24 protein-coding genes are annotated in these 26,627 nt (G+C 33.1%); 16 read left to right on the forward strand and 8 right to left on the reverse strand.

Annotation, left to right across the window (positions count from 1 at the left end; genetic code table 11):
* Positions 1 to 167: 167 nt before the first annotated feature.
* On the reverse strand, positions 168 to 1,103 hold the full coding sequence (locus KA814_RS10410; protein ID WP_070038525.1) for a helix-turn-helix transcriptional regulator: 936 nt from the start codon (positions 1,101 to 1,103) through the stop codon (positions 168 to 170).
* 79 nt (positions 1,104 to 1,182) lie between these two features.
* Between KA814_RS10410 and KA814_RS10415 the strand changes: the two genes are divergently transcribed.
* Positions 1,183 to 1,824, forward strand: a complete 642-nt coding sequence (locus KA814_RS10415) for an FMN-dependent NADH-azoreductase (RefSeq protein ID WP_107360313.1) — start codon at positions 1,183 to 1,185, stop codon at positions 1,822 to 1,824.
* Positions 1,825 to 2,093: 269 nt separating this feature from the next.
* Entirely contained in the window at positions 2,094 to 3,518 is a 1,425-nt protein-coding gene (locus tag KA814_RS10420) for an APC family permease (RefSeq protein WP_107360312.1), read from the forward strand.
* 307 nt (positions 3,519 to 3,825) lie between these two features.
* On the opposite strand, the gene KA814_RS10425 is transcribed toward KA814_RS10420, so the two are convergent.
* Both KA814_RS10425 and KA814_RS10430 read right to left on the reverse strand, forming a co-directional pair.
* Positions 3,826 to 4,497, reverse strand: coding sequence for an LPXTG cell wall anchor domain-containing protein (locus KA814_RS10425; RefSeq protein WP_107360311.1), 672 nt, complete (start codon positions 4,495 to 4,497; stop codon positions 3,826 to 3,828).
* Positions 4,498 to 4,683: 186 nt separating this feature from the next.
* A complete protein-coding gene (locus tag KA814_RS10430; protein ID WP_070038513.1) occupies positions 4,684 to 5,601 on the reverse strand; it encodes a DMT family transporter in 918 nt (305 codons plus the stop codon).
* Positions 5,602 to 5,706: 105 nt separating this feature from the next.
* On the opposite strand from KA814_RS10430, the gene KA814_RS10435 reads away from it, so the two are divergent.
* The 3 genes from KA814_RS10435 to KA814_RS10445 all read left to right on the forward strand — a co-directional run bounded on the left by KA814_RS10435 (position 5,707) and on the right by KA814_RS10445 (position 8,974).
* Positions 5,707 to 6,594: an AraC family transcriptional regulator gene (locus KA814_RS10435; protein WP_070657211.1), complete on the forward strand. Its 888-nt coding sequence runs from the start codon at positions 5,707 to 5,709 to the stop codon at positions 6,592 to 6,594.
* Positions 6,595 to 6,675: 81 nt separating this feature from the next.
* Complete coding sequence (locus KA814_RS10440; RefSeq protein ID WP_070657214.1) at positions 6,676 to 7,476, forward strand: Cof-type HAD-IIB family hydrolase; 801 nt, start codon at positions 6,676 to 6,678, stop codon at positions 7,474 to 7,476.
* Positions 7,477 to 7,597: 121 nt separating this feature from the next.
* The gene (locus KA814_RS10445; protein ID WP_371090914.1) at positions 7,598 to 8,974 is read left to right on the forward strand and encodes an MFS transporter; all 1,377 of its coding nucleotides are present in this window, start codon (positions 7,598 to 7,600) and stop codon (positions 8,972 to 8,974) included.
* Positions 8,975 to 9,241: 267 nt separating this feature from the next.
* On the opposite strand, the gene KA814_RS10450 is transcribed toward KA814_RS10445, so the two are convergent.
* Positions 9,242 to 10,147 (reverse strand): PhzF family phenazine biosynthesis isomerase, encoded by a 906-nt coding sequence (locus KA814_RS10450; protein ID WP_107360310.1) that lies wholly within the window; start codon positions 10,145 to 10,147, stop codon positions 9,242 to 9,244.
* 599 nt (positions 10,148 to 10,746) lie between these two features.
* Between KA814_RS10450 and KA814_RS10455 the strand changes: the two genes are divergently transcribed.
* From KA814_RS10455 to KA814_RS10505, 11 genes are all read left to right on the forward strand, one after another.
* A complete protein-coding gene (locus KA814_RS10455; RefSeq protein WP_204170823.1) occupies positions 10,747 to 11,205 on the forward strand; it encodes a LytTR family DNA-binding domain-containing protein in 459 nt (152 codons plus the stop codon).
* A gap of 20 nt (positions 11,206 to 11,225) precedes the next feature.
* The gene (locus tag KA814_RS10460; RefSeq protein WP_103161311.1) at positions 11,226 to 11,606 is read left to right on the forward strand and encodes a DUF3021 domain-containing protein; all 381 of its coding nucleotides are present in this window, start codon (positions 11,226 to 11,228) and stop codon (positions 11,604 to 11,606) included.
* 194 nt (positions 11,607 to 11,800) lie between these two features.
* On the forward strand, positions 11,801 to 12,559 hold the full coding sequence (locus KA814_RS10465; protein WP_070038498.1) for an SDR family oxidoreductase: 759 nt from the start codon (positions 11,801 to 11,803) through the stop codon (positions 12,557 to 12,559).
* Between the two features lie 33 nt (positions 12,560 to 12,592).
* Positions 12,593 to 12,913 (forward strand): hypothetical protein, encoded by a 321-nt coding sequence (locus KA814_RS10470; protein ID WP_046207146.1) that lies wholly within the window; start codon positions 12,593 to 12,595, stop codon positions 12,911 to 12,913.
* 45 nt (positions 12,914 to 12,958) lie between these two features.
* On the forward strand, positions 12,959 to 13,306 hold the full coding sequence (locus KA814_RS10475) for a MerR family transcriptional regulator (RefSeq protein WP_046207145.1): 348 nt from the start codon (positions 12,959 to 12,961) through the stop codon (positions 13,304 to 13,306).
* A 365-nt stretch (positions 13,307 to 13,671) separates the two neighbouring features.
* Entirely contained in the window at positions 13,672 to 14,217 is a 546-nt protein-coding gene (locus KA814_RS10480; protein WP_238394776.1) for a GNAT family N-acetyltransferase, read from the forward strand.
* A 464-nt stretch (positions 14,218 to 14,681) separates the two neighbouring features.
* A complete protein-coding gene (fadX, locus tag KA814_RS10485; RefSeq protein ID WP_064209694.1) occupies positions 14,682 to 16,256 on the forward strand; it encodes a fatty acid degradation protein FadX in 1,575 nt (524 codons plus the stop codon).
* Positions 16,257 to 16,274: 18 nt separating this feature from the next.
* Positions 16,275 to 17,801 carry a long-chain-fatty-acid--CoA ligase FadD gene (fadD, locus tag KA814_RS10490; RefSeq protein WP_064209693.1) on the forward strand — a complete coding sequence of 509 codons (1,527 nt, stop codon included), beginning with the start codon at positions 16,275 to 16,277 and terminating at the stop codon, positions 17,799 to 17,801.
* Between the two features lie 72 nt (positions 17,802 to 17,873).
* Positions 17,874 to 19,082: an acyl-CoA dehydrogenase FadE gene (gene fadE, locus KA814_RS10495; RefSeq protein ID WP_046207142.1), complete on the forward strand. Its 1,209-nt coding sequence runs from the start codon at positions 17,874 to 17,876 to the stop codon at positions 19,080 to 19,082.
* A 44-nt stretch (positions 19,083 to 19,126) separates the two neighbouring features.
* Positions 19,127 to 21,382, forward strand: coding sequence for a 3-hydroxyacyl-CoA dehydrogenase/crotonase FadB (gene fadB, locus KA814_RS10500; RefSeq protein ID WP_107359943.1), 2,256 nt, complete (start codon positions 19,127 to 19,129; stop codon positions 21,380 to 21,382).
* Positions 21,383 to 21,416: 34 nt separating this feature from the next.
* Positions 21,417 to 22,601, forward strand: coding sequence for a thiolase family protein (locus KA814_RS10505; RefSeq protein ID WP_107359942.1), 1,185 nt, complete (start codon positions 21,417 to 21,419; stop codon positions 22,599 to 22,601).
* 204 nt (positions 22,602 to 22,805) lie between these two features.
* On the opposite strand, the gene KA814_RS10510 is transcribed toward KA814_RS10505, so the two are convergent.
* The 4 genes from KA814_RS10510 to KA814_RS10525 form a co-directional block, all read right to left on the reverse strand.
* Complete coding sequence (locus KA814_RS10510) at positions 22,806 to 23,264, reverse strand: DUF4188 domain-containing protein (RefSeq protein ID WP_046207139.1); 459 nt, start codon at positions 23,262 to 23,264, stop codon at positions 22,806 to 22,808.
* Positions 23,257 to 23,727 (reverse strand): DUF3021 domain-containing protein, encoded by a 471-nt coding sequence (locus KA814_RS10515; RefSeq protein ID WP_046207138.1) that lies wholly within the window; start codon positions 23,725 to 23,727, stop codon positions 23,257 to 23,259. Before KA814_RS10515 ends, KA814_RS10510 begins: the two co-directional genes overlap by 8 nt.
* The gene (locus KA814_RS10520) at positions 23,724 to 24,164 is read right to left on the reverse strand and encodes a LytTR family DNA-binding domain-containing protein (protein WP_052722064.1); all 441 of its coding nucleotides are present in this window, start codon (positions 24,162 to 24,164) and stop codon (positions 23,724 to 23,726) included. The genes KA814_RS10515 and KA814_RS10520 overlap by 4 nt, the downstream gene beginning before the upstream one ends.
* Positions 24,165 to 24,379: 215 nt before the next feature.
* Complete coding sequence (locus KA814_RS10525) at positions 24,380 to 26,281, reverse strand: diflavin oxidoreductase (RefSeq protein WP_064209689.1); 1,902 nt, start codon at positions 26,279 to 26,281, stop codon at positions 24,380 to 24,382.
* Between the last annotated feature and the right edge of the window lie 346 nt (positions 26,282 to 26,627).

The raw sequence follows: 26,627 nt of genomic DNA on the forward strand, positions 1-26,627 counted from the left end.
TTACAGTTGTATCAATAGTCTTTTTAATATTTAAACATAGGTAAGACTTAGGGTACGATAAATTAAGTGCTGCAGAAGTGAAATAATATTCAAATTAAAGTAGACCAACCACGATAATACAATCAACCATAAGGTATACAGCTATAAAAAGCCATGTAACACAGATATTACTCGTATTTGTCGATGATATTGTTCAATTTATTTAAATAAGCTTCTTTTAGTTGCTTAGGATATATGATATGGACATTTTCACCTAAAGCAATTAAATAATTCACCATATAATCCAGTTCTTCAATATTATAACCACCAGTAATATAAGGTGTACCTTTTATATATTCTAAGTTCATATTGGGATAGTTGTTTTTGGAATATTGCTCTACTCCAAATGGTGTGAGCTGACATTTAAATGTGACATTATGATAGGTGCTTTCATATTGTTTTTGAAATTCAGCAAGTTGTTCTTTTGTATAGTTATTTTTTCTCGAAAGATTGATTGTTAATTGTTCGATATAATCACATCGAAATGTGCCCCATTTGTCATTTTTTATATCATATGCGCTACAGAACCATATGCCGTTTCTATAAAACAACTCATAAATCTGTAATTCTGTATCAATTTTTTTGTATTGTGTATAACGGATGTGAACGGTTTGTTCATAGATGATAGATTTTAAAATACTAGATAAATATTTTACATGACTGACAGGTGGTACATTATGATAAGTAACAAAATCTAATGTTTTCAAGATCTTATGTTGCTGTTCCGTTGGTATTGTAGCTAATAATTTTTCACTGATTTGTGTATAAGATTTTTGAAAGGGTGTTGTAGATAATAAATCTAAAGCTTTAAGTGCAAAAAAGATTGCTAATACTTCATCATTATTAAAATATATGGGTGTTAACAAATTCTGTGAAATGATTTTATATCCGCCATAGCGCCCGTTTTCTACATATATACTAAGTCCCATGTTTTCTAATTCTTGTACATCTCTTAACGCTGTTCTTTTTGAAATATTAAATTCTCTCATTAAATCAATTAAATGAAAAGCATGTTTGTTACTTAAAAAGATAAGCTCTTGATTTAATCGTTCAGATTTTTTCATATTTTCTCCTTTAAAGGTGACTTATTTAGACACCATTGAAATATATACTTAGGTTAACAAATTTTTAAGGAGAATGTATATGAAAACTTTAATGATTAATGCACATCCTGATTTTAAAAAAGAAGATAGCTTTTCTTTCAAATTAAAAGAAATGTTTCTTGAAGCATATGGACAATTGTATCCAAATGAACAACCAGAAGTTTTGAATTTATATGACATTCAGTTGCCTCGTATTGAAAAAAATCAATTACTGAATGTATGGCACAAGCAATGTGAAGGAGAAAAATTATCCGAAGTAGAAGAACTGATTTCAACCAAAACATCAGAGTTACTACAACAATTTAAAGCGTATAAAAGAATTGTCATTATTTCACCATTACACAATTTTAATATTACGTCACGACTTAAAGATTATATAGATAATATTATGATTGCACGTGAAACGTTCAAATATACTGAAAATGGATCTGTAGGTTTAATGACAGATAATTATAAAGCGTTATACTTACAAGCAAGTGGTTCAATTTATACAAATGATGATCGTTATAAATTATTAGATTTTTCTTATCATTATTTGAAAGCGATGTTTGAAGATATTATGGGGTTTGAAGAATTTTATGTAGTTAGAGCTCAAGGAACTGCGATATTATCTGAAAATGACATTTTAAATGATGCAAAATTAGATTTAAAGCAAGTATTGCCATCATTTTATGCAAAATAAATTGATTATAATAAGGAGATTAAGACAAAAATAAGGTCATATCTTTCAAATTATATACGTACCATATAAGAGATAGTTGTATGATAAATATATGAAAAAAGTATGTTTATATAGGTTTTGAAATTACTAAAATGTGTTTATTTAGCTAAGAAATATTTGAAATAATCATGCATTTGTAAAAGATTCTTTTTTAAAAGGATATGTACATTACAATTAAAAATCACTATACTGTAATACGTGTTTGTACATTATTAACAAGGAGAAAATTGATGAATCTTTTAAAACAAATTTTCAAAAAGGAAGATATTGCTAAATTTCAAAATAAAGATGCTCATTTAGAGCGTACATTAAGAATAAGAGACTTTTTAGCTTTAGGTGTCGGTACAATTGTTTCTACTGCTATTTTTACGTTGCCTGGTGTTGTAGCTGCAGATCACACGGGTCCTTCAGTCAGTTTATCCTTTCTAGTAGCAGCTATTGTGGCAGCATTGGTAGCATTTGTTTACGCAGAAATGGCATCTGTCATGCCTTTTGCTGGATCAGCATATACTTGGATTAGCATATTATTTGGAGAATTTTTTGGATGGATTGTAGGTTGGGCATTAATTGCTGAATATTTAATTGCGGTTGCATTTGTGGCATCAGGATTTTCAGCTAATTTGAGAGGTTTATTAGAGCCTTTTCATATATCACTACCTCAGTCATTATCTAACTCTCTCGGTACAGACGGAGGTATCGTTGATTTATTAGCAGCTATTGTAGTCATTATTACTGCGGTATTACTATATAGAGGAACGTCAGAAGCGGCCCGTGTTCAAAATGCACTCGTGATTCTCAAAGTATTGGCTATTTTCTTATTTATTATTGTAGGTTTATCAGTGATTGATATTGGTCATTACATACCTTTTATTCCAGAGTACCGTGAAACTGCAGCAGGTGCATTTGGTGGCTGGCAGGGAATATATGCAGGTAGCTCTGTCATTTTTGTTGCTTATATCGGTTTTGATTCTATCGCTTCAAACTCTGGTGAAGCGATTAATCCACAAAAAACAATGCCACGAGGGATTTTGGGCTCTTTACTGATTGCGGTTACTTTGTTTATAATCGTTTCACTTGTATTAGTGGGAATGTTTGACTATGCGCAATATAAAAATAATGCTGAACCAGTAGGTTGGGCTTTGCGTATGAGTGGTCATAGTACCGTTGCGGTTATAGTGCAGGCAGTCTCAGTGATTGGTATGTTTACTGCTTTAATTGGTATGATGATGGCGGGTTCTCGTTTACTTTATTCATTTGGTAGGGATGGCATCTTACCATCTTGGTTAGGAAAATTAGATAATAAGAATTTGCCGAACCGTGCGTTAATCGTACTATCGATTGTTGCAATTATTATTGGTTCTGTATTTCCGTTTGGCTTTTTAGCACAATTAATTTCAGCGGGTGCGCTTGTAGCTTTTATGTTTGTGACAGTAGGTATTTTTTCATTACGTAAAAGAGAAGGACATGATTTACCAGAACCAGCATTTAAATTGCCTTTTTATCCAGTGATGCCAGTTATTATTTTTATTTGTGTATTTATTGTGTTCTGGGGATTAAGTGGTCAGGCTAAAATCTATACATTAATTTGGTTCTGTGTCGGCATCATTTATTATGTATTGTATATTTTAAAAAATCTTAAAAACATCAAAAATTAAACACATTATGGTTTAAACATTAATAAAAAGTTTAATGGTTTAGACAAAATCTATGCATTGATTATTATAGTATGTGTTAGTCCTGATTGAGTAGAAATTTGGAATTAATCGACATTGTTAATTCCGTTTCTACTCTTTTTTATAGTTTGTCTTAAAATAAAAAGTAGGAAGTATGTTAAAATTTCAGGCTAAACCTTAATATAATATGGGTTTAATTGGTAGGAATTGATATGAAAATGCGTTTTAATTAAGTTTTAAAATATAAAATATCACTACTCAATAGAATTGAGTAGTGATATGTATATCATTATTTAGATTTATTAACAAAACGATTTTTAAACATTAGTAGACTAAGTCCAGCAGTTAATGCTAATAAACCAGCACTAATACTTAAAATTTCAGCATTATTCTGTTGTCCAGTATCTGGTAAATTTTGTTGTTCCATTTGGTTATCTTGAGCGTTTGGTGTAACGACTCCTTGTGGTGTATTAATTGATTGATTATTTTTATTGGCAATTTTTTGTGTTTCATTTTCTATAGCTTGTTCGTATGCTTCTGGTGAAACTTCTGTTCGTTTTGGTACGTTATTTTCTAATTGTTGATAGTCTTCGTGAGACATACCATCAGGTTTTACACCACCATATGGTCTATTACCTTGCGTAGTTTGATGTGCTTGTTGTTCTTCTTTTGCTTGTTCAAAGATACTTGCAACTTTTTCATTATAATTGACTTGAGATAACTCGCCAGAATCTTTTTGCTGAGTAAGTTGTGTTATTTCATCTTGATATGTTTGTGGTAGAGCAGAGATATCAAAGTCCATGTTTGCCCAACCATCACCGTCAGGGTCAGTACTACTTGGTAGCGTTTCTCCTGTAACAGTTTTAGCACCATTTTCCTCAGCATTAGCTGTGCCGTTGATTCCCGTCACTGCTATTGAACTTGCTAATAATGACGTAAGTAAAATGTTTGATTTTTTCATTAATTATCCCCCTTTACTATTATATTAATATCATAAATATAACCCCCTCATCAATATTGTTCAAAACATTTTAAAAGTAAATTAATAATGTTTGCTATAGAATTTTTTATCTTTGCTAGCAGTAACCTTTTTATTACTAAGATCAATAGTGTTACAAGTACATATTAAATTTTTGCTTTATAGAAATTATTCTATGTTATGTTGTTTTTTTAATGATAAAGCCAAAATGAGTGCGATAATCAGTAGAATGCCAATTAATTGAAAACTACGAAACGTAACATTAAGCCAAAAGGCACTTGCTAATATGGCCATAACAGGTTCAATTGTGCCGAAAAGCGTTGTTTCTTTTGCCGATAAGTAATTTAAACTTTCAATAAAGAAAAAGAATGCTATAGCGGTTCCAGCAATAATACCAAAAGTTAAATAAAGTGCAGTCGATCCTGTTAAATGAGACCAGTCAAACTGCCATATAGGTGCTTTGAAATTCATGACAATGCCTGAAATTAACATGGCCCAGCCGACAACTAAAATAGATGGAAACCGAGTTAATAATTGTGTTGCGTAAAGTGTATAGAAAGCAAGTGCTAAGCCTGATATAATCCCCCAAATTACGCTTGGTGTAGATACCACAAGCTTACTAAAAGATCCGTTGGTTAGTAGTAAAAATGTACCTGATAATGTGAGGATAATTGCAACCAAATCAAAAGGTTTAAAGCGTTCTTTACGTCTAATCACATACCAAATAATGATATATACTGGGGCTATGTATTGCAGTAAAGTAGCGACTGCGGCATTACCAAAATTGATAGACGCCATGTAAGCATATTGAACGAGTAACATACCAAGAATTGAGAAAATGATAAGTTGAAATAAGCTATGCTTATTTTTAAATATATCGAATAATGAAGATTTTCTATTTATTATTTTGTAAATCATTAATAAGACGAAGCCACTGATTAATAACCTCGCAGTTACATACCAATTGACATCAATGTCCCTTTGTTGAAAAAGAAAATCTGATACCGTACCACCGAGCCCCCAAAATGAAGCCCCTACAATAGCTAATAAAATACCTATGATTCTAAATTTTGTTTTATTTACCATATCATCACCTGTGAAATATTAATATATTTATACTATAGCGATAAAATAAGCGATATAATATATAAAAATAAGCTTAAAATAGCAAAATATTGAGGTGTCTCATTTATGTATCAAGAAATTATCGTAGAAAATACAAGAGAAGAATTAATACAATTTCCTGATAAACAATGGAAACATATTATTTTACATACACATTTAAATCGCACGATTTTTGGCTATATTCCTATACATTGGCACCACGCATTACAATTCATGTATGTGGTTAATGGAACACTCGATGTTTCAATTGGTGACGACACATTTAATATTAAAAAAGGAGACGGGCTTTTTATCAATTCAAATGTTGTGCATGAGTTAACAAGTGAATTTTCACAAACAGAGTATTATTGTTGGAATATTGAGATACCAGAAACGATCAATTATTTAGAATTTAATTATGTATCAGAAATTATAAATAAAGCACATTATGTCCCCTATATATACTTATCCCAAGATGACAAACAACAAAGAGAACTCTTAGAGATTATTAACTCAGCTGGTCAAATTTATGAAAAACAAAACTCATACTTTGAACTAGATATTACTGCCAAATATTATAAAGCAATAAAATGGTTATTACTGCATTTTGCAGTAGTAAATGAACAAAAGCGATACTACTTTGATTATCGTATTAAAAGACTGATAACGTATTTGCAAAATCATTTTCACAAGAAAATTTCATTACAAATGTTAAGTGATGAGATTCATATGAGTAAATCTGAAACGGTTAGATGTTTCAAATTTTATGTAAATCAGACCCCTATGCAATACTTGGTGAATTTACGATTAGAACACAGCGTAAGAATGTTGCGTAGTAAACAATCATATACGATTACTGATATTGCAATGGCATGTGGTTTTTCAACAACGAGTTATTTTATTAAAGTTTTTAAAGAAAAATACAAGCTCACCCCAAAACAATTTCAGAAAAAGCAAATAACTGCGACGTCATGACTCAATACGGATTAGAAAAATTGCTAATTATAATGATAAGTAGATACAATAAGTTAAATGCCAAATAAAGGGGTCGTTTTTATGAATATTAAACTGATTGTCGTGGACATGGATGGCACATTTTTAACTGATGATAGCCAATTTAATTACGGGACTTTTCAATTGTTAAAAGAAAATTGTGCAAATCAAGATATTCGCTTTGTCTTTTGTACTGGTAAGCAATGTGAGCGTGTAGAAACGATTGTAGGTGATCTCGCAACGAATACATTTATTGTAGGCGACAGTGCAACACGAATTAAATACAATGGGGATTTTATTTACAATGCAGTGATAGAAAATAAAAAAGCAAAAGAAATTATTGATACGATAAGAGCAATTGATGATACACAAACCATTTTGGCTTGTTCGAAAAACGGTGCATACGTGTTAGACAATATTTCTGAATCAGAGAAAAGGCACGTGCATGGTTCTTATCAACATGTGCACTATATTAAAGATTATAACGATATTGAAGATGATTTATTGAAAATTACTGTTCATGACGCAAGTGCTCACTGTAAAGAGACTGCCGACCGTCTAAAACATTTTGAAAAAGATGTTTATATCGTAGCTTCAGATGAATCATGGATTGACATTGCAGACTTGGGCGTGAATAAAGGAACTACAATTAATCGAATTCAGAATTTACTTCAAATTACACCTTCAGAAACTATTGCATTTGGTGATGGGTATAATGATTTAGATTTATTTAAAGCGGCGAAATATAAAGTCGCTATGGATAATGCTTATCCTGAATTAAAAAAAGAGGCAAATTTAATTGCAATTAATAATAATGAAGATGGCGTTGTACAAACTTTAAACTTACTTTTAGGATTTAAATAAAAGTAGATTTTTATATGAATTGGAAAAATAGTAAGAATTCATAAAATAAATTGTACTTTGTATGATAATATCTATCTAGTGCGTATTTTTATATGCAATATTTAGATGAGGAGGTTCATGCATCGTGAGTACAAAGCAACAATCAAACAACAAATTGATTTTAGCTATTGTGTTAAGTGTGTTAACGTATTGGCTTTTTGCTCAATCGTTTATTAATATATCTACACAGGTTCAACATACCTATCAAACAACACCAGGTGTTGTTAACTTATCTGTCAGTTTAGCATCATTTGCTACTGGTATTTTTATGGTCGGTGCAGGTGACGTTTCTGATAAAATTGGAAAACTAAAAATGACTTATATTGGTATCATTTTTAGTATTTTAGGCTCATTACTTATTATTGTGTCTAGTGTGACAGCTTTCTTATTGGTAGGACGTATGTTGCAAGGACTTTCGGCGGCTATTTTACTTCCTTCTACCGTAGGCGTGATTAATGAGCAATTTAAAGGTAAAGAAATGCGTAGAGCATTTAGCTACTTGATGATCGGTAGCGTTGGTGGTATCGGTTTAGCATCGATGGTTGGGGGATTGATAGCGACATATGTCAATTGGCAATCTAACTTTATCATCTCTATCATTATTTCAATTATTGCATTTTGGTTATTGTGGGGAACAGAAGAAGTAGAAAAAGAAAAAATTGACACAAGACCATTTGACTATATTGGGATGTTTTTATTTGCAGTTTTAATAGGAAGTATTACATTGTTTGCCACACAAGGGTTTGAACAAGGTTGGTTCAGTACCTTTTCAATTACATGTTTTGTGATTTTTATAATTTCTACAGTTATTTTTATATTCTTTGAAAGGCAAAAACATGCACCGTTCATTGATTTTTCATTATTCCGAAATCGTGGTTTTGTTGGTTCTTCAATGATCAATGTTGTACTCAATTCTGGCATAGGTACGACGACAGTATTTAATATGTATGCGCAGACAGAATTAGGATTAAATGCCTTTCAAGCAGGACTTGTGACTGTTCCTTATGTCATTATGGCAGTTGTGATGATCCGTTTAGGAGAAAAATTATCCTTACGCTTTGGAGGCAAGCCACTGTTATTGGTAGGACCACTATTTCCAGCAATAGGAATTATGTTTATCAGTTTAACTGTATTACCAACAGATTGGTATGTAGGCATTGTCGTGTTTGGATTTGTCATTTGTGCTATAGGAAATGGCTTATGTGCTACACCAGGAATTACAGTTGCAATTTTAACAATTCCTGATGAAAAAGTTGGCTTAGCTTCAGGTATCTACAAAATGTGTGCGACACTAGGTGGTGCACTAGGCATTGCGCTTAACACAACTATTTTTGCAGCAGTGCAAGTCAACCATAGTGCTAGTGTAGCTGCGACGACTTCATTTTTAACAGGTTTATTGATTATGATTATAGGTGTGATTTTGACTCAAATCATCATTCCTAAAAATATAAAAGCTTAAGCATATATTGAAATTCATTAATAAATGATACCGCGCTATAAATCTCATATTTAAAATAAGGACTAATCCGTAAGATAATCATGGATTGGTCCTTTTATATTGCCGTTATTATGAATTTGATATACATGTTTAATAAGCGAACGGTTTAAACTTATTAACTACTTAAACGATTAGTTACAGTTGTTGATGCTTATTTTACATCATTTATAATGCGAACTTTATAGCTATCACTAAGTCAATTACATATATTTATTAAGTTGATTTCAATTAAGAATCAGTTAAATGAACAATAAATGTTTTAACGCTAACGGCTGTTCCAGTTATTTTTATTTCCCATTCATTGTTTTTAAAAGTAACGTTAACCTTCACCTTACCATTTTTACCAATTTCTTGGCCTTGTTCAACGATAAGATTGAGTGGATGGTCTGAATTGTTATGTATGTATTTAACAAAGTAAGCTCCCATAATTCCAGAAGCGGTTCCAGTAACTGGATCCTCTGTTGTTCCAGAGAAAGGTGAAGAAAAATGACGTGCATGCATATTAGCATCTGGATGATATGTTTCAAAACAAAATGGATGAATAGACACGTTAGGCTTTTCGCTTAATATAGAAGGGAATTGGTCATTGTTGGGTTTCATTTTCTTACAAACAGCTAGACTTGTCACTGGAACCAGAAGTGTCCAAACGCCTGTACTTCCATATAAAACTGGTAAATTATCGACGATATCTTCTTCTTCGATACTTAGTGCATGAGCTAAATCTTTATTAGAGCCATTGAATGTCTCAAATTGTGGTGTGGCATGTTGCATAGTGATATATATTTGGTCATTATGAGATACATTCATTCCGATAGATAAAATGCCTGCTTTAGTTTCAATTGTAATTTCGTTTTTATTTTTTAGTAATTGTTTTTCTTTTAAAGCATAAATCGTGGCAATTGTTGCATGACCACAAAGGTCCATTTCATGGCCTGGCGTGAAGAAACGTATTCTAAGGTCTGCCTTATCAGATTTAACAGGAAATGCAGTTTCATTAAAGCCAATTTTTGATGCAATTTCTTGCATTTCCCAATCTGTTAAATTTTCTGTATCCAATACAACGCCAGCAGGGTTCCCTTTATTGGCTTCTATACTGAATGAGTCATAATGATAAACCTGCACGGATTTAACCATTTCATTCCTCCTGATTTTTAAATTCTCTATAAGTTGTAGAACAATTTACATGAGTTTGTTTTGCAATTTTACTTGTAGCTATTATTTTAAAAGAATTTTAATTGATTTATCAACTTTATTATCTCTTTATATAGAGGTTATGACGCTTTTTAGCCTTTATATTAAACTTTGACTTATCCTTTTTTTACTGCTTGTACGCATATAAAATAGTTTTTAGTTAATCATTAGGTGTTATGTCGCGTTGTTTATGTATGGATACCTCTACGTAATGATGAATAAAATTAGTCGAATAAGACACATTCCAAACCCCCCTTACTATTTTCAGTAATGAGGGGTTTTTGTGAATTAAACACAGCTATTGTTTTATAAGTGGATTATTACATTTTGATGGGTAAGAATACAAAATTATGTGTTCCGCAATAGACATAACTATTATTGATATTATTAAAAAGGAAACTATGAATGGAATTAGAAAAAGAGTTTGAATTTTATAATTATGTTTTCAACCGGTTACGTTATATTGGTGACCTCTTACGATAAAAGTACTGACAAAATAGCAGAGAATTATATAGTATAAGTAAAAAGAGGGGGGCGGTACTATGGAAAGTGACGTACGAGTTCATCTGAAAGTAGACGAAGTTCGCACTATAACAGAAGTAAACATCAATACTTTTGATAGAAAAACAGGTGAAAGTTTATTAGAACACATTAATAATTTCACATTTTCAAATTTAGATCAACTAGGGATTAAAACATCAGAAGGTATATTCATGATCAGTAAATCAGATATCATGTTCGCTGAAATATTTGATAAAGAAATCACAATTACGACAACAGAAAAAGAACTTACAACACGTATGACTTTAAGTACATTACAACATAAGTTGGCCGGCGCTTTCTTTATAAAAATATCTAAATCATCAATTATTAATGTTCATTTTATAAAGAAAGTTAATCCATCCTTCTCAGGTAATCTAATAGCTACACTTACGAATGGCAAGAAAGTGTCTATATCTCGAAGATACGTCAAAAATTTAAATAAAGCATTAGGCATATAACATATAAGGAGAGGATTATAATGAAAAGAACCTTAAAAGAAATGTTACAAGGTGTCGGATTTAGCAGTAGCATCACGATTATCTTTCTCGCAGCTAATCACATGAGCATTGGTTTTGGTGATGTATTAGGAATATATTTCTTTGGAGCTGTTTGTGGCTTATTATCTAGTATTTATGTAGTAGAAAGTATACCTTTATTACTGCAATTATTCATTCATTTAAGTGGTAGTGTTATTTCATTTATTGTTGTAGCTTATCTTAATCATTGGTTACCGATGGAGGTTTCCACAGTGGTTTCATCAATTACTATATTTGTGATTATTTTTCTAATATTATGGTTATTATTTTTTATTAATAATCTACTACACAGTAAAAAAGTTAACGCGCAACTAAAAAAGTAAGGAAATGAAGGTTGCCAACAAATAACGATATAAAAGTCAGCAGAACAAAGTAATATCATCATTTTTCTTCACATACAGAACATTCTCATGAAACAAAGACGCCACTAAAAATATTAGCATTTTTCAGCAATCACTTGCTTGATATCGCGCTCTAAGGTTTACGATTGAATTATATTCAAAGGAGGTTATATAATATGGGTAAATTTGACAGTCTACAGGACAAAGTTGTAGTTATTGCTGGTGGTGCTAAGAACCTTGGTGGCTTATTAAGCACTACTTACGCTAAAGAAGGCGCTAAATTAGTAATCCATCACCATGATGAAAATTCTTTAGATGATGCAAAAGCGACACTTACAAAAGTTGAAAATCTGGGCGGAGAAGGTACATTATTTTCTGGTGATTTGACCAAGGTTAGCAATGTCAAAGCTTTATTTCAGCATGCTGAAGCAACGTTTGGAAAAGTAGATATTGCAATAAATACTGTAGGAAAAGTGCTTAAAAAACCGATTTCAGAAACGACTGAAGAAGAATTCGATAGCATGGCGGACATCAACGCAAAGTCAGCTTATTTCTTTATTAAATATGCTGAAAAATATATGAATGATCATGGTAAAATCATCACTTTGGCTACTGCATTGCTTGCTGCTTACACCGGTTTTTATTCAACTTATGCTGGTGGCAAAGCACCTGTTGAGCATTATACACGCGCAGCATCCTCAGAATTTATGGATAGAGGGATTTCAGTAAACGCTGTCGCTCCAGGGCCAATGGATACGCCATTCTTCTATCCACAAGAAGGCGATGATGCTGTAGCATTCCATAAATCCCAAGCGCTTCATAACCAACTTACAAAAATAGAAGACATCGCGCCGATTATTACTTTCTTAACTTTAGATGGATGGTGGATCAACGGTCAAACATTATTTGCAAATGGTGGTTATACGACTCGCTAGTTTACTTTTTAATCATAAGGAGGTCATTTTGATATGTATTACTTTTTAGCAATATTTAAAGGGAAAGAAACAGATATCAAAATTATTACAGAAGCCAAGGTAATAGATGAAAAGAATGTATCTGTGCCAAGTCATAATTACGTTAAAGCATTAGCCGAAGAGATTATTGAGCTATCGCATCAAAATAATTTATTCCATAATGATATTAAAAGTATTGGTTTAAGTATAGATAACCCTGAACACATTGGTTATAACAGTGTGGCGTCATTAAAACATGATATGACATCAACATTTGGATTTGAAGCTATCATTGACAATGACTATGAAGAATTGCTAGTCCAACTTATGAAATAGACAAAAAGGTGACTTTATAAGGTCACCTTTTTTAGGAGGTAAATTATGCAAGTCAAACAAGTTGCCGATAATTTAGGTATCAGTGAACACACCATTCGATATTATGATAAAGCAGGGCTCTTTCCTTTTGTTCAGAGAAATAAGAATGGCTATAGAGATTTTTCAGAAGAAGACTTATATTGGATTGAATTTATAAAATGCATGCGTCAGACACATATGCCTATATCAAAATTAAAAGAAATTGCGGAGTTATATCATCAAGGTAGTGACACAAAAACGAAGCGGAAAAATATATTTTTGGAACATCAAAAAAATTTAATTGAACAAAAAAAGATTATAGATCAAGGGCTTCAAACATTAGAAGAAAAATTTAAATTGTTGGAGAATGAATAGATAAAAGTACAGCGCGAGAAAAAAGAAAATACAAATTACTACTTTCATTTTTTATAGTACTTAACCTTTAAATAAAAATTATTGCCAGCTAGAGAAAATCTATGCGATAGAAAATGTAATTTAAGAGTATTTTGTATCGATTTTTATTAGTTTCTTTAAATTATAAGATATAAATATAGCCAAACACATACACTATATGTATGTGTTTTAATTTTTTAAATAACAAGATATAACTTAATAAAAATATTCAAGATTCTAAAAATAAATCCGGTATTTTGAAAATAATTAAATTTATCATGTGTAATCATTTCAATAAAAAGTATATACTATCAATAAATTATGAACAATGTAGGAGTAGATTAAGATTGAAAAATACAAATAAAAAGCCACTGCTAGTGGAACTGAATGAAGATGATTTATACAATTATTATTACTGGAAATATTTAGATCCGTTACAAAAAGCTAAGGAATGGAACGGACCATACATCGAGGAAGAAAAAATGACGTTTATTGAATTCAAAAATAAATATAAAGAAAACAAATATCTTTATAAAAATGCATTATCTATCTTAGCAATAAAGTATGAAAATGAGTTCATAGGTATAGTTTCATCATATTGGAAAGATAAAAAGTCCAAATGGTTAGAATGTGGTATTGTCATATACAAAAATAATAACTGGGGACAGGGTTTAGGTTCTCAATTATTCAATAATTGGATTAATTATCTTTTTAAAGAAACAGATGCTAATAGAATAGGTATTTCAACGTGGTCAGGTAATATTAGAATGATGAAGGTAGCAAGTAAATCTGGGATGATTGAGGAAGCACGTATACGTAAGGGGAGAGTAGTTAATGGTAATTTCTATGATGCGATACAAATGGGTGTTTTGAGAGAAGAGTGGCAAATTTAAGAGTGTTTTTCTAAATATCTAACCTTCTCAATATATGTGTTGAAAAAGTGTAAAATGACTATCTGAGCTAAATCGCATACATAAATCCCACCAACACAATTAATTGAAAAATGGAATTTTTATTTTCAGTTCAATTATCTACTGATAAAATGAATACGTCTGGGACAAAGCAATGATGTCCCAGATTTTTTATCGTCTTCGGATATATCCTTTTTTTAATAAAACATTTTGTTTGCCTAGTTCTCTTTCAATGATTTTCATATTTTCCTTCACACACTTCTAAAACCGTCATAGCAGATGTTGTGGATATTTTCACAATTCACTATAATCGTAAAATTTAAAATTTTTGCATAAATTTCAAAAATAATGGTATATTACATGTAAGGGCTTACATACATAAAGAAAGGAGATATTTATCACTCAATACTTTATTAGTTGGATTAAACATAGATAGGAGAAACTGTATGAAAATTATTCCATTTTCAGATTTGAAAGACATCGTAAAAGAAGGTGATGTTATAGCTCTGGCAGCCTTATCTACAGCAAATTTACCAGCTGAGATACTTAAAACGTTAGTCGAACAATATGATGAGGATCAATCACTTAATAATTTAACGTTCATGCTTGCTAATGATATTAGTGACTATAGAGGTGACAGTTATGATTTAGATTCATTCGTTTCAAGGGGTATGGTTAAACGATTAATCACGAGTATTATTACTGGTTCACCAGCAACGATTCAAGCAATGCAGAACAATGAAATAGAGGCTTATTTCCTTCCTCAAGGTGTTATAACCACACATTATCGAGGAAGTACGGAAGCTTTTCCAGGGCCGATTACTAAAATTGGTTTAAATACAAATGTGGATCCACGTTATTCTGGTGGAAAAGTCAATACATGTACGACTGAGGATTTGGTTTCTTTAATAAATATCAATGATGACACTTATTTGAAATATCAGTTTCCAGAAATTGATGTAGCTTTACTAAGAGGTACATATGCTGATGAAGCAGGCAATATTTATATGAAGCATGAGACACACTTAGGAGAAGGTTTTAGTTTAGCAGCAGCTACGCATAAAAATAATGGAAAGGTCATTGTTCAAGTAAAAGAAGTGATTCAAAGTGGTCGTTTCAATCCAAATGAAGTGTTTATACCTGGCAAATTAGTAGATTATATTGTAGTGAACCGTGATCCAAAATATCATAGACAAGTGATTCAAACGTACTATGATCCGGCACTTTCAGGACATTATCAAATTACAGAGATGCGAGAACCATATATAGAATTGAACACTCGAAAAGTAATTTTGAGACGTGCTGCTCAATTTTTACTTCAAGGTGATGTCATCAGTATTGGTTTTGGCATAAATAATGAGTTATCCAATGTTTTAACTGAAGAAGGGGTTAATAATTTAGTACAGCCCAATATAGATACAGGCGTGTTTGGTGGTTTGATTAGCAGCGGAAAATATTTTGGTATGAACTATAACTTAAGTGCACGTATGAGACACGATATGACTTGGGATTTCATTTATAACGGAGGCGTTGATATAGCCTTTCTAAGCTTTGCTCAAGTAGATTCCAAGGGTAATGTAAATGTCTCAAAATTTGGCAATAAAATGAATGGCTGTGGTGGGTTTATCGACATAAGTCAAACGGTAAAAACAATTGTCTTTTCCGGTTCGTTAGTTGTCGGGGGTCAACTAAGTTATGAACAGCGCAAGGTTAATGTAGAACAAGAAGGTCACATACCAAAATTTATCAATGAAATTGATAATATTGATTTCAATGTTGAAAATGCGTTTTTGCTTGAACAAGAGATTTACTTTGTCACCGAAAGGGCTGTATTTGAACTCACACAACAGGGATTAATGCTCATTGAAATAGCTCCTGGTCTTGATTTAGAGCGAGATATTCTAGCAAATATGGAATTCAAGCCGCTCATTGCAACGCATTTGAAAGAAATAAATAGCGATATTTATCAAGATAAGTGGGGAGGATTGTCTGATGCAATAAAGTCGGATTATCGTATTTAAACTAAGGGGGAGAAAAATATGAACTACGACTGGATTAAAACAAGAGCGACATTTGATGATGAAAAAGCCGCAGTGATTGACCCATTCAAAGGCACAGAATGGACTTATCAAGATTTAAATATTCGTGCAGAAAATTTAGCTAATCATTTACAAGATCAAGGTGTAAAACGTGGCGATGTCGTCGGTATATTTACACCTAATGACGTAGCATTATTAGATTTGATGTTCGCTTCATTTAAATTGGGGGCTGTATACTTACCAATTAACTGGCGTTTGAAAACACAGGAAATAAAAAGTGTGATTGCAGATTCAAATGTCAAACTCATTTTTTACGCTGAGAAGCATGTCTCAAGTTTAGAAGGTATTGCAGATGACTTACTGCACATGGATATTGACTCAAAAGTATATGATGATATAGTAGATCCTTCGCAACACCGTCCTTTCAATACTGTTAATGTGGAAGGAAACGATTTAGCATCGTTAATGTATACAAGCGGTACAACGGGATTACCTAAAGGAGTTATGTTTTCATACGATTCTTTTGTAAATAATCCAATCAATATTGCACTGACTTATAAAATTAATTCGACATATACAACAATTATTTCCACACCAATGTTCCATGTCTTAGGATTTAACGATTTGACGCTGCCTTTATTAATGGCTGGAGGCACTCTGATATTACAGCGTTATTTTAATGGCGAAGCGCTAAATGATTTAATGGCTCAGTACAAACCAAATTATTTAATTCAGATTCCAACGATGTATTATGCCATGTTGGTAGCAGAAAATTTCGACTTAAAAAACTTTGAAAGTATCGATTTCTTAATTCAAGGTGGTTCATCACCTTTACCAATGGTACAAAAGAAATTTAATAGTTTAGGCTATTCAATTATTAACGGTTATGGCTTAACTGAAGCACCGCTCGTAATGGTCAATACACCGGAAAATGGTGCGCAGAAACCAGGCAGTATTGGTAAACCAGTCATGTTTATGGATATATGCATATTCGATGATAACTTTGAAGAGGTAGAAGTTGGTGAAATCGGTGAACTTGGCGTTCGTGGTAATAATATAACACCTGGTTATTGGAATAAACCTGAAGAAACTGCAAAAACATTTCATGGCGAATATTTCTTAACAGGCGATTTAGCAAAAGTAGACGAAGATGGTGATGTCTATATCGTTGATCGTCGTAAAGAAATGATTATTACTGGTGGTGAGAATGTCCTACCTTCCGAAGTGGAAACGGTATTAGCAGAACACCCACTCGTAGCTCAAGGGGTTGTCGTTGGATATGATAGTCCTAAATATGGTGAATCAGTTGCTGCAGCAGTTGTGCTTACCGAAGATGATCCGGATTTTGAAGCAAAATTAGATGCGCATATGCGTGAAAATATTGCTGGTTATAAAATACCGAGATTATATTTGAAATTGACACACATGCCATTGAACTCTACATCAAAAGCAGACAAATTAGAACTTCAGAAATACATGAATGAGAAAGCTCAACAAGAAGCCAAAGGTGTTGACGATTTGAATTAAAATAAAATGCTGAAAAGCACAAAATTTTTTTACTATAAATGTAAGCGCTATCAAAAAATGGAGGTTTTAATTATGCCAACAAAAGAAGAAACACTAAAAGCATTGTACCCAGAAGATATTTTAAGTATTGGAAAAGATTTAACGGAAGGCGAAGTGAAATTATTAAAACAATTGAATGATATGTTAGAAGAAAAATATCGTGATTCTGTGAATGAACATTGGTTAAATGCCACTGAGCCAGAAGGTTATTTTGACGAGTTAGGAAAACTTAACTATTTTAATAATCCATTGCTGTTTGAAGGTCGTGAAGGCGCCCGTACACCGAGTCAAATGTTCCAGTTTTTCATGTCATATACGATTGCAAGATTTGATGTATCTTTAGCAACATTGTTAGGTGTGCATCAAGGATTAGGACATAATTCATTTTGGTTTGGCGGTAGTAAAGAACAACAGGCCTATTATCTACCCAAGTTACAATCACATGAATTACGTACTTGTTTTGCGTTGACAGAACCAGAACATGGCTCTGATGTCGCAGGAGGGTTAGAAACAACTGCAAAACGTCAAGGCGATGAATGGATTATTAATGGAGAAAAGAAATGGATTGGTGGAGCAAATGTTTCAGATGTCATGCCAGTCTATGCCGTAGATGTTGAAACTGGCAAACCGAAAGGATTTATAATTGAGCCAAGTCAAGAAGGCGTAGAAATTGAACTGTTAGAACATAAAATTGCACTAAGAATCGTACCTAATGCAAAAATTCGTTTGAAAAATGTTGTCGTCAAAGAAGAACAGCGTTTACAAAATATTAATAGCTTTAAAGATATCGCGAAAGTTTTATATTCAACACGTGCAGGTGTGGCTTATATGGCGACAGGTGCAATGGCTGGCGCATTGAAAGCAACGACAGATTACGTAACAAAACGTAAACAATTCGGTAAAGAAATTAGTAAATTCCAACTTATTCAAGAAAAATTGGCAATGATGCAAGGAAACTTAGCACAAGCCATGGCTACATGTGCACAGCTCGCACGTATGCAAGCTAACGGTGAATATGATGAAGTAGCGACTTCAACAGCTAAGATGATGAATTCATTAAGATTGAGAGAGACTGTAGCCATGGGTCGTGGTGTTCATGGTGGTAACGGTATATTAGCTGGAGAATATGATATCGCTCGTTTCTTTGCAGATGCAGAAGCAATATACACATACGAAGGTACACACGAAGTCAATGCATTAGTTATCGGTAGAGCAATTACAGGAGATTCCGCATTTATATAAAGATTTATGTGTAAGATGTTAATGAAAAAATTGGAGGGTTTAGTATGACGATAAGAAAAGCAACAGTGCTAGGTGCAGGAACAATGGGTAGTCAAATTGCTGCACTACTTGTAAATGCAGGCTTAAAAGTTAAATTATTGGATATTGTCATTGATGAAAATGATCCTAACAAAATCTCGAAAAAGGCTTATGAAGCAATTACAAATCCTAAACGTCCACAACTGTTTGATTTATCATTTGCCTCAAACTTATCATACGGTAATTTCAATGAAGATTTACAAGATGATGATGCAGATATATATATTGAGGCGGTTAAAGAAGAAGTGGACATAAAGCATCAAATTTGGGATCAAGTTAAAAAAGTAGCGAATAATGATGCAGTGTTTGCAACAAATACTTCAGGTATTCCAATTGAAGCAATTGCAGAGGTATTTGATGATAGTGATAAAGAAAGATTTTTCGGTATGCACTTCTTCAATCCACCTAGAATCATGAAATTAGTGGAAATTATCCCCAATAAACAAACACATTCAGCGGTTGTTGAACGGGTACAAACCTTTGCAGAAGATGTATTAGGTAAAGGGGTAATTGTAGCAAATGATGTACCTGGTTTTGTTGCCAATAGAGTTGGCACACAAACAATGAATGATATTATGTATCGCGCAGAACAGCAAGGTTTCTCTATTACTGATGTTGATGCATTAACTGGTCGCATTATTGGTCGACCTAAAATGGGCACATATGGGCTGTCTGATTTAGTAGGATTAGATATTGCTATGGCTGTAATCAAAGGATTGCAAAAAATTCCAGAAGAGCAACCATTCTTCAAAGATGTAACACTTTCTGAAAAATTAGCCGAAAATGGTGCACTCGGAAATAAAACAAAACAAGGGTTTTATAAAAAAGTAAATAAACAACGTTATGTTTATGATGAACAGCAAAATGACTACGTTGAGCCAAAGCAGCCACAACTAGAAATTTTAGGTCATTTTAGTAAAGACCTTGCCTCAAATTTAGATGTTATCTTTAATGCACAAGATGATGCAGGTGTATTCTTATGGGAAACATTGAGAAATAATTTCTATTATTCAGCATTGAATGTACCAAAAGCTGCGGAAGATTTTAAAGATATTGACCGCGCATTAGTTTGGGGATTCAACTGGAAATTAGGACCATTCCAATTATGGGATTTAATGGGATATGAACGTGTTAAATCTCGTATGAAAGAAGAATTAGGTCAGTTACCAGATTGGATTGAGCAACGCAACGAACCGTTTTATGCTGAAGGTGAATCTATTGAACGCGTGACACCTGTAACAGCTTATATCGATTCAGAATTGTGGGATAGATCCGATTCTAATTTATCTATAGCAAATAAAGATCAATTATTATTAAAATTACAAAGTAAAAATAATGTCATTTCAAATAGCTTTTTATCTGACTTATTAGAAGCAATTGATAAGCTTGAAAATGAAGACTTCACGAGCATGGTGATTTACGCAGGTGGTAACAACTTTAGTGTAGGTGCTAATTTATATCAAATGAAGAAAGCACATGAAGACGGGAAAGTGGTTTCTGAAGTAGGTGAAGCGGTCGAACAATTACACCATGTATTTGCGAGACTAAAACATGCGTTGAAACCTGTTGTAACAGCTGTTCAAGGACGTGCATTAGGCGGCGGTTGTGAACTTGTATTACATTCACCAATTGTTGTAGCGGCGAGTGAGTCTTACATTGGCCTTGTAGAAACAGGTGTAGGTTTATTGCCAGCAGGTGGCGGACTAGCAGAACTAACAGATCGTATTATGCGTACAAATCATAAAAAAGATGATAAACAAGCGTCTATTACCAATATTTTAATGCAAATTGGCTTTGCTAAAGTATCTACAAACGCTTATGAAGCAAAAAGATATGGCTATTTAAAAGAAACAGATACAGTTATTTTAAATACCGAAAGACGTATTGAAATTGCATTGAAACGTGCGCGCTATGAATCTGAAGCGAATTATGTACCACTTCCAAAAACTCAATATATCGCTTTAGGTCGAGACTTTAAAGCGTTAGCGGAAGGTCAATTAGATGCACAGCGTGTGGGTCACTTTATTAGTGATTACGATTATGAAATAACATTGAAGATTGCAGAAGTACTAAGTGGTGGAGATGTTCCACGTAACACCTATGTAAATCAAAGATATTTACAAAAACTAGAAAAAGAAAGATTTTTAGAATTACTTCAAAATAAAAAAACATACGATAGAATTTCTCACATGTTAGAAAAAGGAAAACCGCTACGCAACTAATAATCGAACATTATAGAGGAAAGGGTGAAACTAAATGCGAGACGCGTATATAGTAGCTTATGGACGTTCAGCAGCTGGTAAAGCAAAAAATGGTGCAATGACTCATGAAAGACCTGATGAAGTAGCTGCAAAAGTATTGAAAGGTGTTTTAGAAAGAGTTGGAGGTTCATTTGAACCTAGTATGGTTGAAGATGTCATTGTTGGGAATTCATTTCCAGAAGGCTTGCAAGGACAAAATATTGCTAGAACAATCGCCTTATTAGCAGGGATGCCAAATGAAGTACCTGGTCAAACAGTCAATCGTTATTGTTCTTCAGGCTTACAAACAATTGCACATGCAGCAAATCAAATTATAGCGGACCAAGCAGACATTCTAGTTGCTGGAGGTATTGAACTTATGAGTGCGGTACCGATGGGGGGCAATGAGCCAACCAATAACCCGATACTGCAAGACGAAGATTCTGGTGTATCTTATCCAATGGGGTTAACTGCAGAAATGGTGGCTGACACTTACAAGGTTTCTAGAGAAGATCAAGATGCCTATGCAGTACAAAGTCATGCCCGTGCTGCTAAAGCACAAGCAGAAGGTAAATTTGAAGATGAAATTATTCCGATTGAAGTGAATAAAGTGAATTATGATGAAAATGGTCCGGTCGTATCGCAGGCAGTATTTAAAGATGATGAATTGATTAGACCAGATACGAATCAAGAAGCATTATCTAAATTACCCACTGTTTTTAAGGCGGATGGCACAGTGACTGCAGGCTCCTCGGCACCCTTAACTGACGGTTCAGGCTTTGTAGTAGTAATGTCAGGTGAAAAGGTAAAGGAATTAGGCGTAGAACCAATTGCGAGATTCGTAGGTTTTAAAGCAGTTGGTGTAGATCCTAAATTGATGGGGATTGGACCTGCTTATGCAATTCCTGAAGTGTTAAAACAGGCAAACTTGAATGTAGATGATATTGATTTAGTAGAGTTGAATGAAGCATTTGCATCTCAAACAATCGCTTCAATGAGAGAGACAGGTTTAGATGCTCAAAAGACGAATGTTAACGGCGGAGCAATTGCCTTAGGTCATCCATTGGGTGCTACGGGTGCGATGTTGGTTGGCAGATTACTTTCAGAAATGAAAAAACGCCCGGATACACAATATGGTATGGTAACGATGTGTATTGGTGTAGGTATGGGTGCTGCCGGTATCTTTGAATATGTAAGATAATAGTTTAGTAATTAGCTAGTAAAGTAATAAAACACTGAAATAACTATATTCTGTTAGGAATGAGTATAGACAATGCATATGCTCCCTTCAAAGTGACATTTAAAAAATGAAACTTGAAGGGAGCTTTTCTATGCTGAAAACTATTTTAGTATATGTTCATCGCATATAAATTGATAAGGCAGGATGAGCATTGATAGGTCAGGTTTATGAGCGTAAGCGTTGCTTTGCTGTGTGTGTAGCTTTGGTTACTTTTTCGTTATTACGTGCTTTTCCTAGACCAAAATCGGGCATGTTAATATAAATATTTTCATATTGATTCGCATCGACATTATAAGTCTCATGATAAAAACCTACAGCATCATTTTGCTTAAGTTCTTTCATAAAACGTCGCCATGCTTTTAAATGTACCGGCATTTTTGAATAAGAAAGTAATTTTTCATTGGATTCCCAATATTGAACAATCATCACACCACGATATTTAAATAGCATTTCAAAAGATAAACATCCCAGCGTTTTATCTTTTGATAATTCTCTGAGCATAGGTGGCATAGCTAAGAGTACAGGTAACCATTTATGAATTTTATACCATTTATTTATACGAAGTCCTATTAGAAAAACTGTGACTGAGGCATTGGGTATTACAGTGTATCTCCCTTTATTCATGTTTTTCCCCCTTTCTTTTTGAAAGCATAGCGTTAATTTCATTGATATCGTTTTGATTACGTTTCGCTTCTATTGACCAAATGATAAAATAGACAATTGTATAGATAATGATAAAAGATACTAAAGCTGAAACTTTAAGTGGAAACCATCCCGCTAGTATTGCTAAAGGGAGCATGATAACGAACATTAGGGTGAAGTGCACAGATGTTTTAAATAATAATGATTTTCTAGAACTTGAAAATATGAGTGCTCCAAAACTAAATGTAATACCAATTAATGCCCAGATGATAACTGCGATAAACATTGTTTGTAATTCGCTTAAATATTGAAAGTATAAATGACCCATTGTTGAGACAGGGGAGACTGGATGAAATGAAGTATGTGAAAAAACAACTGAAAAAAATAAAGAAATGATAACTCCAATAGCAATACCTGTGATTGCGCCGTGTAATAAGCGTTTCATAATTTTAAAGCCTCCTTGATTAATGGTAAATACCTTCTTGATGAATAAGTGAAATCATTATTAGTAAAACGAATTTCAATTGTGCCATTTTTATTGAGTTTCAAATAATCAATATAATTAATATTTATTATTTCAGATTTAGAGATTTGTAGAAAATAGGTGTTGATTTGAGATTTGATTTCGTATAGTCGCTGATTCATTGTAAATTGTTTGTCTGCGGTAATCATAGTAAGAATTTTATTTTCTATGCGAAAGGAAATAATATCTTCTTGTTTTATAAAGTGTGTTTCCCCTTTATATTTTCCGGGAAATAACTTCGTTTTGGCTAATTTGTTAATATAGTTTACAATGTCATTCACGTGCTCAGTGTGTTCATTGACTTCAATGATTACTTGATTGTTGTCTAAATGCTGATTATATATTACCTTCACATCCATGCTCAGTTCGCCTCCTTCTTATTGATAAGTAAAACAAATAAATGATTTGATTACCATACAAAATAGGTAAGTGGTTGTAATATTATTCTAAACGGCATTTTTAACAGCAATTTAGTATAAAAAAACCACCTCCGTGCGATTATCTGAAAAATAATCGCTGAGGTGGTTGTAGGATTCATATCAATGTAATGATGATGCAGTGATTGGCTCAACTATTAATAAACATCACGTTGATATCTTTGATTTTTAATTAGTTCTGTTAAATAATCTTCTGCTTGTGCTTGATTAAAGTTACCATGCTGAATGAGTACATTGACAAAAGATTGGTGTACTCCTTTTGCCATCTCTTCTTTGTCACCGCAAAGATAAATGGTTGCACCATTTGTTAACCATTGATAAAAATCTTCCCCATTTTCTTCAATTCGGTGTTGAACATAGATTTTGTTTTCTGTATCTCTTGAAAATGCTAAATCTAGTTTACTAAGCACACCTTGGTCAAGCCATGACTCTAAATCATTGCGATATAGGAAATCTGCATCAATATTTTGATTTCCAAATATGAGCCATTGGTTACCTTTCAGTCCTAAATGCGCTCTTTGTTGGAGATAAGCTCTGTAAGGCGCAATGCCAGTACCTGCACCAATCATAATGACTGGTGTTTGTTCATCGTAAGGGAATTTAAAATTAGGATTCTTTTTAAGGTAAACAGGTAATTTATCACCTAATTGTGTACGATCTGCGAGTTGTACAGAACATACGCCATGACGTTCACGATGATGTGCGTCATATTTAACTACGCGTACAGTGATATGGACGGTATGTGGATTTACTTGATTACTGCTAGCAATAGAGTATTCTCTTGGCGGCAATTTTCTCAATAAGTCTTTTAACATATCAGGTGACAGCGCGACAGGTGTAAAATCTTTAATTAAATCAATGAAATCTCTGCCATAAATATAATCTTGTACCCATTCGTTGTTTTGAACATTTGCATTTAGCATAGGATTTCCAAATAATGCAGCTGCATTATTTAATATAGATGGTGTTAATTTAGCAATTTCAAATTCATTCGTAAGTGCATCCTGTATAGTGGTACTATTACCGCTATTGTCTATGTCTATTGTTGTTGTGCCATCCCAATCCAATGTTTGGATTACTTCTTCTACAAGTTCTGGGTTGTTTTGAGGGATAATTACTAAGCTGTCTCCAGGTTCGTAGGCTTCGCCATACCCTTCTATAGATAATTCAAGATGTCTGACTTCACGGGTAGCAGTTGGTTCAGTTAACACACTATTTTTGATGATTTCAGCATAAAATGGATGTGTTTTTGAATAAGTTGTTTGCGGTTCTTCGACAACGACATCTTCATCTTTAGGTTCATTATTTGAACTACCAGGAGACATTTGAGACAACAGTTCAAGCATGTCAATAATCCATTGCTCAGATACTTCTTCAAAATCAAAATCACATTCAACGCGATCAGCTAATCTATGACCACCTAAATCGCCTAAGATTTTATCGAAATCTTTGCCCGCTTGACAGAAATCAGGATAGTCTTGGTCACCTAATGCGAGCACTGAGAAGTTTAAATGACTTAAATCAGGTGCCTCGTCACTATGCAGGTAGTCATAAAAATCCAACGCATTAATCGGAGGTTCTCCTACACCATGCGTTGAAGTAATGATAAACACATGGTTAACTTTTGATAAGTCCTCTTGAGGAAAATCATCCATTTCCCAAGTATGAACTGTAAAATCATGTTCTTTTAATTTTGTTTCAAATTCATCAGCAATTTCTTCAGCATTGCCTGTTTCTGTTCCAAATAAAATGTTTACTTCTATAGGCTCATCCGTAGATATTGTCGAATGCGTCGTATCTTCTGTTGGTACTTCTGAATTAGTTGTGTTAATGGACGATGTTAATTCAGCTGTTGCGTTTGCGTGTTCAGATGTTTCAGGATGATCGGTATATTGCGATGGGTCACCTTCATCTGTAGAAGCATTAAGCAAATAGCCACTTAACCAAGACTGTTGATTTGATGACAGTGTTGGCATAAGTTGTTGTATAAGTTCCAATTGATTTTCATCAAAAGGGGAATTTGATTTATTTAATTCCAAAAAGGTCACCTCGTATTGTATTAAAAATTTATAGTAAAGCATGCACAATAACACGCTATTTATATAATAGAATTTAATTGAAGTATAACATTGATTTTAATTTTTTAAATGATAGAGATTATCATCTATTAAAAATCCAACTTATGACCTATGTATTTATTCCATAAAAGTGGGACGGGATAGAAATCAAAAATTGTATTTGATATCAAATTCCCGCCCCAGTTAAGTTGGTAATATGTTGGTGTCTATAAACAGTTAATGATAATTGTTTGTGTAGCGTTATTTCAAATAGTTACGTATCAACATAATCATATTTTAGAATTTATTGTCTATTTATAAAAGAGAT

Source organism: Staphylococcus sp. GDY8P196P, from assembly GCF_017891705.1.
Classification (GTDB): Bacteria; Bacillota; Bacilli; order Staphylococcales; family Staphylococcaceae; genus Staphylococcus; species Staphylococcus ureilyticus.